Below are 11,316 nucleotides of genomic sequence, written 5' to 3' on the forward strand. Positions count from 1 at the left end.
TGTCTATCCGATGTGCTTGAGCTGCGCCTTGAACAACTGGCCGCGCGCCACGTAACTGGCGGCGTTGGCTTGCAGGCGCAGCAGGTCTTCTTCCGTGAGCGTCCGCACCACTTTCGCAGGCGAACCCAATATCAGCGAGTTATCCGGGAACTCTTTTCCTTCGGTAACCAGGGCACCGGCGCCGACCAGGCAGCCTTTGCCGATCTTCGCGCCGTTCAGGATCACGGCCTGGATGCCGATGAGCGAACCGTCGCCCACCGTGCAGCCATGCAGCATCGCCTGGTGGCCGATGGTGACGCCCTTGCCGATCACGAGCGGGTAGCCCATGTCGGTGTGCATCACCGTGCCTTCCTGGACATTGCTGTTTTCACCGATCGTGATGCGCTCGTTGTCGCCGCGAATCGTGACGCCGAACCATACCGAGGCATTCGCCTCCAGGGTCACTTTGCCGATCAGGTTGGCCGAATCGGCCACGAAGGCCGACGCATCGATCTCGGGCGACTGCTCGCCCAGCTGGTAAATCGCCATGGATGTGCTCGCGGAAGGGTTGAAATGACGCTATTTTACGCCCTCCTGTCCGCTTCACGCTGCCGCGTTTTTCGCCGATCACGGGCAAATGGGGATGACGGGCAGGAATTCAACGGCATGCGTATAATCTGCACGACCGTACTTTTTTCTTCCGAGAATTTCCAATGCAGCCATCCCGTTCCGAATTCCTGACCATCCGCGGCCTGCGCACCCATGTGCGCCACTGGGGCCGCGAGGGCGCGCCGAAACTGTTCATGTCGCATGGCTGGATGGATATGTCGGCCTCCTTCCAGTTCGTGGTCGACCATTTGAAAGAAGACTGGCACGTGATTGCCAACGACTGGCGCGGCTTCGGCCTGTCCGAGCGTTCGCATTCGGACACCTACTGGTTCCCCGATTACGTGGCCGACCTCGATGCCCTGCTCGAGCACTACTCGCCAGACGAGCCGGTCAACCTGCTGGGACACAGCATGGGCGGCAATGTCGTCAGCATGTATGCCGGCGTGCGGCCCGAGCGCGTGAAGAAGCTGATCAACCTGGAAGGCATCGGCCTGATGGGCGCGAAGCCGGAACAGGCGCCCAAGCGAATGGCGAAATGGCTGGACGAATTGCGCAATCCGCCCGTGATGCGCGCGTATGCCAGCCTGGCCGAGGTGGCGGGGCGCCTGCAGAAGACCAATCCGCGCCTGCCGCATGAGCGCGCCGCTTTCCTGGCCGAACACTGGTCGGCGCCGAACGATGCGGGGGAGTACGCCATCCTGGGCGACCCGGCGCACAAGATGAGCGGGCCGCTGCTGTATCATCTCGACGAAATGATCGCGATGTGGAAGCGGATCGCGGCGCCGGTGCTGTGGATCGAGGCGGCGCAGACGGAGATGTGGCGCTGGATGGGGCCGGAGCACGAGATGCGCGCCGAAGTGGACCGGCGCCTGGCCCATATGGCCTCGGTCGAGCCGCATATCGTGGCCGATGCCGGGCATATGGTGCACCACGATCAGCCGGCGGTATTGGCGGAGCTGATCGAGGCGTTTTTGAACAAGTGACGCAGGGTGGGCGGGCGTTCGCTTACAAATGGCGGATTTCTTTTGGCGGACTCTCCCACTCGTCATTGCGCCCGTCGACATACCGCACCGGCGCAGCGAGCAACTCCTCCACCGGCACATCGTCCAGGCTCGCCACCGTCACCGCGTGGAAGGCGCCCAGCCGTGGCGAGTGCCCGGTCGAGAACACGTTGATCCCGCAGTGCCGGCAAAAACAGTGGCCGTCCCGTTTCAAATGAAAACGGTATTCGCTCAGGGCATCGGCCCCTGCCAGCAGCCTGAACGCCGCGCTCGGCACCTGCACCCCCCAGAAGCGCATCTTCGTGCAGATCGAGCAATTGCATTTGATGGTGCCGGCTTTGATGTCGAGATCGGCTTCGTAACGTACCGCGCCGCAGTGGCAGCTGCCGTGGACAGTCTTCATTTTTTCGTCTCCTGAACAAACGCCAACTCTACCATTGCCGGCCCTGCAAACGGACCGCGCCGCCCGGTCGCGCAATGCGGCGTACAATGTTTGCTCGTCCAGAAAAGCGGTCCGCATCATGTTGAAAGTCGATCTCCACTGCCATTCGAATGTCTCCGACGGCGTCCTCGCCCCTGGCGCCGTGGCCGCCTATGCACGCAAGGGCGGGGTCGATGCCTGGGCGCTGACCGACCACGATGAGGTCGGCGGCATCAAGCTCGCGCGCGCCGCCGCAGGCGAGCAGGGCATGCGCTTCGTGCCGGGCGTCGAAATTTCCGTGACCTGGGCCAACCAGACCATCCACGTGGTCGGCCTGCAGATCGACGAGGACAATCCGGACCTGCTGGCGGGCCTCGTGAAGACCCGCAGCGGGCGCGACGCGCGCGGACGAGAAATTGCCGCCCAGCTGGAGGAGGCCGGCATTCCCGATGCCTGGGAAGGCGCCCTGAAATTCGTCGGCAACCCGGACCTGCTCTCGCGCACCCATTTCGCGCGCTACCTGGTCGAATGCGGCAAGTGCGCGACGACGACCGAGGTGTTCAAGCGTTTCCTCACCGAAGGCAAGCCCGGCTATGTGCCGCACCGCTGGGCTTCCTTGCCCGAGGCGATGGGCTGGATTCGCAGCGCGGGCGGCATTCCCGTGATTGCGCATCCCGGGCGCTACAAGTTCACGCAGACGGGCGAGGACGCGCTGTTCGACGAATTCCGTCAGCTCGGCGGGAATGCGATCGAGGTGGTCACCGGCAGCCATACGCCGGACCAGTATGCGACCTATGCCGAAGTGGCGCGGCGGTATGGTTTTCTCGCATCGCGCGGGACAGATTTTCATGCGCCGGGCGAGGCGCGGGTGGAGTTCGATGCGCTGCCGCCGCTGCCGTCCAGCGTGACACCCGTGTGGCACGACTGGTTCTGAATGTGCGTAGGGTGGGCGGGTCTTCCGCCCACGCGGTGATTGTTGGCAGCGAGATCATCGCGCCCGAAATCGGAGCCGATGACGATCAGCGCGTGGGCGGCACAGCCGCCCACCCTACGGCCTTTAAGCCAGCCATAAGCCTCTGCCCTTGAATTTTCCCTGGCGCAGCCTTATCTTGGCAGCCTGTTAATGTATTCCTGCCCGGGAGGCACCCCCAATGAAGCGCATTGTTTTATTCCTCGCCACCAACCTCGCGGTTGTGCTGGTGCTGACGGTCGTCCTGAACCTGCTGGGGGTTGGACGTGCGGTGAGCGCGGAAGGAATCAATGTCGGCGCGCTCGCCGTGTTCTCGCTGGTCGTGGGCTTTACCGGCTCGATCATCTCGCTCCTGATGAGCAAGCCGATGGCCAAGTGGTCGACCGGCGCGCGCGTCATCGACCAGCCGGCCAATTCGACCGAGCTCTGGCTCGTGAACACCGTGCGCCAGCTGGCCGAGCGCGCAGGCATCGGCATGCCGGAGGTGGCCGTGTATGAGGGCGAGCCGAACGCGTTTGCCACGGGCGCCTTCAAGAATTCGGCTTTGGTGGCTGTCTCCACCGGCCTGCTGCAAGGCATGAACCGCGACGAAGTCGAAGCGGTGCTCGGCCATGAGGTGGCGCACATCGCCAACGGCGACATGGTGACACTCACCCTGATCCAGGGCGTGGTGAACACCTTCGTCGTGTTCCTGGCGCGCGTGGTCGGCTTCTTCGTTGACAAGGTGCTGCTGCGCGGGAACGACGACCGCGGTCCCGGCATCGGCTACATGGTCACCGTCTTCGTCTGCGAAATCGTGTTCGGCCTGGTGGCGTCCATCATCGTGGCCTGGTTCTCGCGCCAGCGCGAATTCCGCGCCGACGCGGGTTCGGCGAACCTGCTGGGCAGCGCGGTGCCGATGCAGAACGCGCTGGCCCGCCTGGGCGGCCTGCATCCGGGGGCCTTGCCTTCGTCGATGAGCGCTTCCGGCATTTCCGGCGGCGGTGGCGGCTGGGGTGCGCTGTTCTCGACCCACCCGCCGATGGAAGAACGGATCGCGGCCCTGCAGGCGCTGCGCCAGGGCGGTGCGCGATGAGCCAGTTCTTTCAGATCCATCCCGAGAATCCCCAGAAGCGCCTGATCGCACAGGCGGCGCAGATCATCCGTTCCGGCGGCGTGGTCGCGCTGCCGACCGATTCGGCCTATGCGCTGGTCTGCCAGCTCGACGACAAGGCGGCCGTCGAAAAGCTGCGCCGCGTGCGCGGCATCGACGACAAGCACCACCTGACGATGCTCTGCCGCGACCTGTCGGAAATCGCCCAGTACGCGCGCGTCGACAATGTCCAGTACCGGCTGCTGAAGGCCACCATGCCCGGCCCCTACACCGTCATCCTGGAAGCGACGCGCGAAGTGCCGCGCCGCCTGTCTCACCCTTCGCGCAAGACGATCGGCCTGCGCGTGCCGGAAAACCTGATTACGCTGGCCCTGCTCGAGGAACTGGGCGAGCCGCTGATCGGCACCACCTTGCAACTGCCGGGCGACGAGCACATGCTGTCCGATCCGGACGAGGTGCGCGAGCGCCTGGAAAAGCAGATCGACCTGGTGATCGACGGCGGGGCCGGTACGCTGGAACCGACGACGATCATCGACCTCACCGGTTCCGAACCCGAACTCGTACGCCAGGGCAGGGGCGACCCCGCCGCTTTCGGCCTATAAACAAATCAAAGCAGGCCCGTCCCGCGGAGCCGGCCCGTCGCGCCCGGCTCTGCTAGAATCCTTCCCCTATGGATGAAATCATTCGCAACATCGCAGTCTTTGCGCTGCCCGTTCTTTTCGCGATTACCCTGCACGAAGCCGCCCACGCCTATGCCGCCCGCTATTTCGGCGACAACACGGCCTATGCGCAGGGCCGCATGACCCTCAATCCCCTGTCGCACGTCGACCTGTTCGGCACCATCATCATCCCGATTGCGCTGTATCTGACCTCGGGCTTCGTGTTCGGCTATGCCAAGCCGGTGCCGGTCCAGTTCGGCAACCTGCGCAATCCGAAGCGCGACATGGCCTGGGTGGCGCTGGCCGGTCCCCTGGCCAATTTCATCATGGCGCTGTTGTGGCTGATCCTGGCCGTCGTGCTGGTGGCGACCAACGTGGGCGAGGAATTCCCGCACAAGGTGGCGCAGGCCGGCATCGTGACGAATCTGCTGATCTTCGCCTTCAACCTGTTCCCGCTGCCCCCGCTCGACGGCGGCCGCGTGCTCACCAGCATGCTGCCGCACCGCCTCGCCTTCAAATTCGCGAAGCTCGAGCCCTATGGCTTCTTCATCCTGCTGGCGCTGCTGTACTTCAACGTGCTGTCCTTCTGGGTGCAGCCGGTGATGTGGCTCGGCGGCCAGGCCGTGAAGCTGATCGCTTCGCCCATCACCATGCTGCTGACCTGATGCACGCGCCGACCGACAAGCCGTCCACCTGGGTGCGCCGCTTCGCAGGGAGTGTGCCGGCCGGCGAGGTGCTCGACCTGGCCTGCGGCAGCGGCCGCCACGCGCGCCTGTTCGCGTCGCTGGGGCACCCGGTTATCGCGGTCGACCGCGACCCGCAGGCGCTGGCGGCCAGCGCCGGTCCCGGCATCGCGACGCTGCAGGTCGATCTGGAACAGGAGGGCGCGCAGTGGCCTTTCGAAGCCGGGCGTTTCGCCGGCATCGTCGTCACGAATTACCTGCACCGGCCTTTGATGGCGGACCTGGTGAACAGCCTCGCGCCGGGCGGCGTGCTGATCTATGAAACCTTCGCGCTCGGCAATGAGGCCTTCGGCAAGCCGTCGAATCCGGCCTTCCTGCTGCGTCCGGGCGAATTGCTCGCGCTGGCGCAGGAAAACGGCCTGGCGGTGCTGGCCTTCGAGGACGGCGTCGTCAACGAACCCAAGCCGGCGCGCGTTCAGAGACTCTGCGCGGCTGGGCTCGCCTTCCCGCAAACCGAGGTAAAGCTCGACCATTTAGTTGGTCGGGAATAACCATATTGGCGGACGATCCGCTACAATCAGATTTTTATTTTTCGGCACGTTCCACTGATTATGATTAAGGGCAGCATTGTAGCAATCGTCACGCCGATGTTCGAAGACGGCAGCCTCGACAAGGATGGCCTGCGCAAATTGATCGACTGGCACGTGGACGAAGGCACCGACGGCATCGTGATCGTCGGCACCACAGGCGAATCCGCCACCGTCACCCCGGAAGAGCACGTCGAACTGATCAAGCTGACCGTCGACCACGTCGGCGGCCGCATCCCCGTGATTGCCGGCAGCGGCGGCAACTCGACCGCGGAAGCGATTTCGCTGACGCGCGCCGCCAAGGAAGTCGGCGCCGACGCCTCGCTGCAGGTGGTGCCGTACTACAACCGTCCGACGCAAGAGGGCATGTACCGCCACTTCAAGGCGATCGCCGAAGCGGTCGACCTGCCGGTCATCCTCTACAACGTGCCGGGCCGTACGGTTGCCGACATGAGCAACGAAACCATCGCCCGCCTCTCGACGATCGACAACATCGTCGGCGTGAAGGATGCGACCGGCAATATCGGCCGCGGCATCGAACTGCTGCGCATGGTCGACAAATCGTTCGCCGTGTACTCGGGCGACGATCCGACCGCGATGACCCTGATGTTCTGCGGCGGCGCCGGCAATATCTCGGTGACGGCCAATGTGGCGCCGCGCGCCATGCACGAACTGTGCGTCGCCGCCATGGCAGGCGACGTCAAGCGTGCCATCGAGATCAACAACGGCGTGCTCGACCTGCACGCCAAGCTGTTCGTCGAGCCGAACCCGGTGCCGGTCAAGTGGGCCCTGGCCGAGATGGGCAAGATGCCGTCCGGCCTGCGCCTGCCGCTCGCGCCTCTCTCGGACTCTTTCCACGATACCGTCCGCGCCGCCTTGCGCGCCGCCGGACTCGTTCCGCAATCCTCGCAATCCTGAGGCCCGCAAGGGTCCCGGTTCACCGATCTGACATCGTAACGATATGACTAAAAGCAACAAGAAGACTCGCCCGCTTGCGGACCTTTCCACGCCTGTACGCGTGCTGGCCGTAGGCGCGATGGCGCTCTCGATGGCGGCATGCACCACCGTGTTCGAATCCGACAAGGTGGACTACAAGTCGTCCAAGAAAGCGGCGCCGCTGGACGTGCCGCCGGACCTGACCCAGCTTCAAAAGGACAATCGTTACGCCGTGCCGGACGGCCGCGGCATCGCCACCGCATCCGGCATGCAGCAGGGCACTGCGGGCAGCGCCGGAACCCCGGCGCAAGCGGCCATGCCGGTCGCCGGCGGCGCCACCGTCGGCCCGATCGCGACCGATGCCGTGCGCGTCGAGCGCGCCGGCAACCAGCGCTGGCTGGTGGTCAAGCAGACCCCCGAGCAGCTGTGGCCGCAGGTGGAGCAGTTCTGGCAGGATGCCGGCTTCACGCTGGCGACCGAGTCGCAGGCGACCGGCGTCATGGAAACGGACTGGAACGAGAATCGCTCGAAGATCCCGCAGGACTTCCTGCGCAACACCCTCGGCCGCGTGTTCGACCGCGCCTACTCGACCGGCGAGCGCGACAAGTTCCGCACCCGCCTCGAGCGCCTGCCGGACGGCTCGACCGAGATTTACATCAGCCACCGCGGCGCCGAAGAAGTGCTGACCGGCGCCCAGAAGGAAACGACGACCTGGACCGTGCGTCCGAACGATCCGGCCCTCGAAGCCCAGTTCCTGGCGCGCCTGGTCGCACGCCTGACCGGCGCCACCGAGCCGGCCGCGGTGAAGGCTGCCGAGACGACGGTTGCGAACGCGGCTGTCGCGCCGCAGCACGCCAGGCTGGTTGGCGACCGCGTCGAAGTCGACGAAGGCTTCGACCGCGCCTGGCGCCGCGTCGGCCTGGCGCTCGACCGCGTCGGCTTCACGGTCGAAGACCGCGACCGCGTGCAGGGCATCTATTTCGTGCGCTATGTCGATCCGGATGGTTCGAACAAGGATGGTTTCTTCAAGCGCCTGTTCACCTTCGGCGAGTCGGACAAGGCCAAGGAAGCACAGCGCTACCGCGTGAGCGTCAAGGCCGAGCCGAACGCGAGCGTCTCCACCGTGACGGTGCAGGACAATACCGGCAAGGCGGATACGTCAGCGACGGGGACGAAGATCCTGACGCTGCTGAATAACGAGCTGAAGTAATCGTTTTCAGCTTCAGAAAAGCCGGCCCATGTGGCCGGCTTTTTTACGCCAGTGCAGCCGGGAGGTGGCCGGGGACGGTATTGGGTGTGTACCGTAGGGTGGGCGCCCGAGCCCACGCGTGGTAGCGTCGCGCAACGCACAATTCGCAGCAGCGGTAAGCACGCGTCATGGGCTGTCGCACACGTCACGTTATGCATATGCCGGAACGCGTGGGCTCGAGAGCCCACCCTACGGTGCGCCAGCTTCGTCAGGTTTCAGCAAATTTATGGGCGAAAAAAAACCGGCCCGCAGGCCGGTTTTCAAAATCAGAGAAAGCTGATTACTTCTTGGCAGCGTCAGCAGCGACGTCAGCAGCGGTCGAAGCGGCCGAAGCGGCTTGCGAAGCAGCAGCCGAAGCGTTGGCGGCAGCAGCAGCAGCGTCAGCGGCTGGGGTGGTAGCAGCAGCGTCGGTGGTGGTGGTGGTGCCGGCGGCTGGAGCAGCTGCGTCGGTGGTGGTGGTGGTGGTGGTCGTTGCAGCAGGTGCTTCAACAGCAGCTGGGGTGGTGGTTGCAGCTTCTTCTTTCTTCGAGCAAGCAGCCAGGGCAACAGCCATCAGGGAAACGATCAGCAGGGATTTTTTCATGGTTTTTCCTTAATTAAGTGAGTACTTTTGTTGCGATGAATAATTACCGGTAATTATCGCTCGTTGGAATTCTCGTGGCTTTCATACTGGTAACAGTGCTTGATAGACAACGGAACCTTCCTAACCCGATATTATAGCCAAATTTACTGCTTCGCAATAGAAAACACATGCCAAAATGGAAGTATTTTGTGAATTAATAAGCTTCATTTTGTTACAAGATGCTACAAACTTCAAGAAAAGACTTGAGGTGTTGATTTAAGCATAATTCACAGTCCGGTGACGTTCGGTGCGAGGGTCGAACGCGATTCGTCCCATAGGGCGTCGAAGCGCTGCGCGGGCAGCTCCACGGAAACCGGCGCATCGAAGGCAGCCTCGCCGCGCATGTGGTCGCAGTGGAAGCGGCGCACCACATGCAGGCCGTCGGCCAGTGCGAACGAATCGCTCAGGTGGCGCAGCGAGCGCGGGCTTTGGCGGCATTCGACCTGATGGCCGTAATCGCGCAGCACGCGCAGGAAACGCGGGCAGGAACGTTCGACATGCGCCGGGTCGTGCAAGGCCAGGCGCAGCATGCCGCCGGCCTGGAGAAAAGCGCGCAGCCTTGTCTCCACATCCGGCGCACCCAGCGGATAGACCGCGAAATCGGGATCGAACAGGTCGAGCCGGCCCTGCGCCCGCTCCAGCAGGGCGCGCCACTGCGCCTCGAGCTCGCGGCGCGTGTCGAAGCGGGCAATCAGCGGCGCGTCCATCGTTTATCCGAGTTCGACCCAGCCGTCGCCGTACCAGGTATAGAGCGCCTCGAGTACGTCGTCCGACGCCTGCGCCAGCTGCTCGCCCGTCAGGCGCCGTTCGTTGGCCAGCACGTCGAGGACAATCTTGTCCGCACGGCTCACGGCGAACGACTCGCCGTTGATGAAGACGTGCTTGCCGCGGTAGAGCATCAGCGATTTCGCCGACAGTTTCAGGCCGCGTTTTACCGCCGTCTCCATGAAGCGGCCGACGGTAAGCGGCTTCGCGGGTGGGGTGAAGAACACGTTGTGCTTCGGCTCGGACATGTATTCGCCGAAGAAGACCGTCACGTCTTCCTCGTCCCAGCGCACCTTGTTCAGTTCCTCGGTCACCGAGGCCAGCATCTCGCGCGGGATCTCGGCCGGGTTCTTCGCCGGCTGCAGCTCCGGGTCGGCATAGCGGCCGGGCAGGTCGATCGAGTCGGCCATGAACTGCAGGAAGGCTTCGCCCAGTTCCTGGAAGGAGGGCGAGCGGAAGCCGATCGAATAGGTCATGCATTCGCCTTCGGCGATGCCGTCGTGGGCGTAGTGTGGGGGCAGGTACAGCATGTCGCCCGGTTCCAGCACAAATTCTTCTTCCGGGGTAAAGTTCGACAGGATCTTCAGCGGCATGCCCTCGACCAGCGACAGGTCCTGCTGGGCACTGATCTTCCAGCGCCGCTTGCCCTGGGCCTGCAGCAGGAATACGTCGTAGGAATCGAAGTGCGGACCGACGCCGCCGCCGTCCGTCGCGTAGCTGACCATCAGGTCGTCCAGGCGCGCATCGGGCAGGAAGCGGAATTCGCGCAGGAGGGCGTCGGCACGTTCGTCGAGCAGGTTCACGCCCTGCACCAGCATGGTCCATTCGCGCTGGGTGCGTGGCGGCAGTTCGGTGAGCGGGCCGTGCTGCATGTCCCACTGGCCGTCGACCATGGTGACCAGGCGCGACTCGACGTGGTTTCTGGCGGCGGCCTCGACGAGCTTGTCGAATTTGAGCAGGGGCTTGAAGCCGGGGATGGCGTTGCGGATCAGGAGGGGCTTCTTCTGCCAGTAATCGCGCAGGAACTGGGCGGGTGTAATGTTCCCTAATAGCTGTAGTTTTTTCATGTATTCATTATAACCAGCCCAGGACGGAGCAACAGCACGGGCGGCAGCGGAGGGAGGGTATAATCCGCTCCTTACAACGAAAGGATAGTGCGATGAAGATTGCCAAGAATACGGTCGTGACGGTCAACTACAAACTGTCGGATGCACAGAACAACCTGATCGAAGAAGGCGCGCAGCCGATGGTCTACCTGCACGGCGGTTACGAGAACACCCTGCCGAAGATCGAAGAAGAACTCGACGGCAAGGAAGCCGGCTACAACGCGACCCTGCAGGTCGAACCGGAAGACGCGTTCGGCGACTACGATGCCGAGCTGGTCAAGGTCGAAGAGCGTTCGCGCCTGCCGGAGCCGCTGGAAGTGGGCATGCAGTTCGAAGGCATGGCCGATGGCGGCGACGACGAGCCGATGATCTTCACCGTCACCGAAATCGCCGACGACAAGGTCGTCCTCGACGGTAACCACCCGCTGGCCGGCATGGCCCTGCGCTTCGAGCTGTCGGTCATCGACGTGCGCGCCGCGACCGAAGAAGAAATCGCCCACGGCCATGTGCACGGCGCCCACGGCCATCACCATGGTGAAGACGAAGGCGACAGCGAAGAGGGCGACCACTTCCGTAGCCAGCCGCTGCATTAATCGTTAGGACGTCCGCGTGGGCACTCCGTGCCCACGCGGAATG

14 protein-coding genes are annotated in these 11,316 nt (G+C 63.8%); 9 read left to right on the forward strand and 5 right to left on the reverse strand.

The annotated features are described in order from the left end of the window. Window positions 1-3: 3 nt before the first annotated feature. On the reverse strand, window positions 4-528 hold the full coding sequence (locus LPB04_RS11945; RefSeq protein ID WP_193684806.1) for a gamma carbonic anhydrase family protein: 525 nt from the start codon (window positions 526-528) through the stop codon (window positions 4-6). 164 nt (window positions 529-692) lie between these two features. On the opposite strand from LPB04_RS11945, the gene LPB04_RS11950 reads away from it, so the two are divergent. Next, a complete protein-coding gene (locus LPB04_RS11950) occupies window positions 693-1,571 on the forward strand; it encodes an alpha/beta fold hydrolase (protein ID WP_193684807.1) in 879 nt (292 codons plus the stop codon). A gap of 22 nt (window positions 1,572-1,593) precedes the next feature. Here the strand turns inward: LPB04_RS11950 and LPB04_RS11955 are convergent, their stop codons facing one another. After that, the gene (locus LPB04_RS11955) at window positions 1,594-2,112 is read right to left on the reverse strand and encodes a GFA family protein (RefSeq protein ID WP_307727145.1); all 519 of its coding nucleotides are present in this window, start codon (window positions 2,110-2,112) and stop codon (window positions 1,594-1,596) included. Here LPB04_RS11955 and LPB04_RS11960 point away from each other — a divergent pair. The 7 genes from LPB04_RS11960 (at window position 2,111) to bamC (ending at window position 8,148) form a co-directional block, all read left to right on the forward strand. Then, a complete protein-coding gene (locus LPB04_RS11960) occupies window positions 2,111-2,944 on the forward strand; it encodes a 3',5'-nucleoside bisphosphate phosphatase (RefSeq protein ID WP_193684808.1) in 834 nt (277 codons plus the stop codon). The genes LPB04_RS11955 and LPB04_RS11960 overlap by 2 nt on opposite strands. Before the next feature lie 217 nt (window positions 2,945-3,161). Next, window positions 3,162-4,055 (forward strand): protease HtpX, encoded by an 894-nt coding sequence (htpX, locus tag LPB04_RS11965; RefSeq protein ID WP_193684809.1) that lies wholly within the window; start codon window positions 3,162-3,164, stop codon window positions 4,053-4,055. Then, window positions 4,052-4,675, forward strand: coding sequence for an L-threonylcarbamoyladenylate synthase (locus LPB04_RS11970; RefSeq protein WP_193684810.1), 624 nt, complete (start codon window positions 4,052-4,054; stop codon window positions 4,673-4,675). The genes htpX and LPB04_RS11970 overlap by 4 nt, the downstream gene beginning before the upstream one ends. A gap of 68 nt (window positions 4,676-4,743) precedes the next feature. Beyond that, window positions 4,744-5,397 carry a site-2 protease family protein gene (locus tag LPB04_RS11975; RefSeq protein WP_193684811.1) on the forward strand — a complete coding sequence of 218 codons (654 nt, stop codon included), beginning with the start codon at window positions 4,744-4,746 and terminating at the stop codon, window positions 5,395-5,397. After that, entirely contained in the window at window positions 5,397-5,966 is a 570-nt protein-coding gene (locus LPB04_RS11980) for a class I SAM-dependent methyltransferase (protein WP_193684812.1), read from the forward strand. Before LPB04_RS11975 ends, LPB04_RS11980 begins: the two co-directional genes overlap by 1 nt. Window positions 5,967-6,026: 60 nt before the next feature. Beyond that, entirely contained in the window at window positions 6,027-6,920 is an 894-nt protein-coding gene (dapA, locus tag LPB04_RS11985; RefSeq protein ID WP_193684813.1) for a 4-hydroxy-tetrahydrodipicolinate synthase, read from the forward strand. 43 nt (window positions 6,921-6,963) lie between these two features. Beyond that, complete coding sequence (gene bamC / locus LPB04_RS11990; RefSeq protein ID WP_193684814.1) at window positions 6,964-8,148, forward strand: outer membrane protein assembly factor BamC; 1,185 nt, start codon at window positions 6,964-6,966, stop codon at window positions 8,146-8,148. A 319-nt stretch (window positions 8,149-8,467) separates the two neighbouring features. Here bamC and LPB04_RS11995 read toward each other — a convergent pair whose 3' ends face one another. From LPB04_RS11995 to LPB04_RS12005, 3 genes are all read right to left on the reverse strand, one after another. Further along, window positions 8,468-8,770, reverse strand: coding sequence for a hypothetical protein (locus tag LPB04_RS11995; RefSeq protein WP_193684815.1), 303 nt, complete (start codon window positions 8,768-8,770; stop codon window positions 8,468-8,470). A gap of 266 nt (window positions 8,771-9,036) precedes the next feature. After that, on the reverse strand, window positions 9,037-9,516 hold the full coding sequence (locus LPB04_RS12000; protein ID WP_193684816.1) for a DUF7931 domain-containing protein: 480 nt from the start codon (window positions 9,514-9,516) through the stop codon (window positions 9,037-9,039). Window positions 9,517-9,519: 3 nt separating this feature from the next. Further along, on the reverse strand, window positions 9,520-10,641 hold the full coding sequence (locus LPB04_RS12005; RefSeq protein ID WP_193684817.1) for a ribosomal protein uL16 3-hydroxylase: 1,122 nt from the start codon (window positions 10,639-10,641) through the stop codon (window positions 9,520-9,522). A 92-nt stretch (window positions 10,642-10,733) separates the two neighbouring features. Here LPB04_RS12005 and LPB04_RS12010 point away from each other — a divergent pair, with 92 nt between their 5' ends. Beyond that, window positions 10,734-11,273: an FKBP-type peptidyl-prolyl cis-trans isomerase gene (locus tag LPB04_RS12010; protein ID WP_193684818.1), complete on the forward strand. Its 540-nt coding sequence runs from the start codon at window positions 10,734-10,736 to the stop codon at window positions 11,271-11,273. The last annotated feature ends 43 nt before the right edge of the window (window positions 11,274-11,316 follow it).

This window comes from Massilia litorea, from assembly GCF_015101885.1.
GTDB classification, from domain to species: Bacteria; Pseudomonadota; Gammaproteobacteria; order Burkholderiales; family Burkholderiaceae_D; genus Telluria; species Telluria litorea.

What these genes read in the sequence shown, in the direction of transcription:
- LPB04_RS11945 (WP_193684806.1), bottom strand. Translation starts at nt 528, where the DNA reads ATGGCGATTTACCAGCTGGGCGAGCAGTCGCCCGAGATCGATGCGTCG.
- LPB04_RS11950 (WP_193684807.1), top strand. Translation starts at nt 693, where the DNA reads ATGCAGCCATCCCGTTCCGAATTCCTGACCATCCGCGGCCTGCGCACC.
- LPB04_RS11960 (WP_193684808.1), top strand. Translation starts at nt 2,111, where the DNA reads ATGTTGAAAGTCGATCTCCACTGCCATTCGAATGTCTCCGACGGCGTC.
- LPB04_RS11955 (WP_307727145.1), bottom strand. Translation starts at nt 2,112, where the DNA reads ATGATGCGGACCGCTTTTCTGGACGAGCAAACATTGTACGCCGCATTG.
- htpX (WP_193684809.1), top strand. Translation starts at nt 3,162, where the DNA reads ATGAAGCGCATTGTTTTATTCCTCGCCACCAACCTCGCGGTTGTGCTG.
- LPB04_RS11970 (WP_193684810.1), top strand. Translation starts at nt 4,052, where the DNA reads ATGAGCCAGTTCTTTCAGATCCATCCCGAGAATCCCCAGAAGCGCCTG.
- LPB04_RS11975 (WP_193684811.1), top strand. Translation starts at nt 4,744, where the DNA reads ATGGATGAAATCATTCGCAACATCGCAGTCTTTGCGCTGCCCGTTCTT.
- LPB04_RS11980 (WP_193684812.1), top strand. Translation starts at nt 5,397, where the DNA reads ATGCACGCGCCGACCGACAAGCCGTCCACCTGGGTGCGCCGCTTCGCA.
- dapA (WP_193684813.1), top strand. Translation starts at nt 6,027, where the DNA reads ATGATTAAGGGCAGCATTGTAGCAATCGTCACGCCGATGTTCGAAGAC.
- bamC (WP_193684814.1), top strand. Translation starts at nt 6,964, where the DNA reads ATGACTAAAAGCAACAAGAAGACTCGCCCGCTTGCGGACCTTTCCACG.
- LPB04_RS11995 (WP_193684815.1), bottom strand. Translation starts at nt 8,770, where the DNA reads ATGAAAAAATCCCTGCTGATCGTTTCCCTGATGGCTGTTGCCCTGGCT.
- LPB04_RS12000 (WP_193684816.1), bottom strand. Translation starts at nt 9,516, where the DNA reads ATGGACGCGCCGCTGATTGCCCGCTTCGACACGCGCCGCGAGCTCGAG.
- LPB04_RS12005 (WP_193684817.1), bottom strand. Translation starts at nt 10,641, where the DNA reads ATGAAAAAACTACAGCTATTAGGGAACATTACACCCGCCCAGTTCCTG.
- LPB04_RS12010 (WP_193684818.1), top strand. Translation starts at nt 10,734, where the DNA reads ATGAAGATTGCCAAGAATACGGTCGTGACGGTCAACTACAAACTGTCG.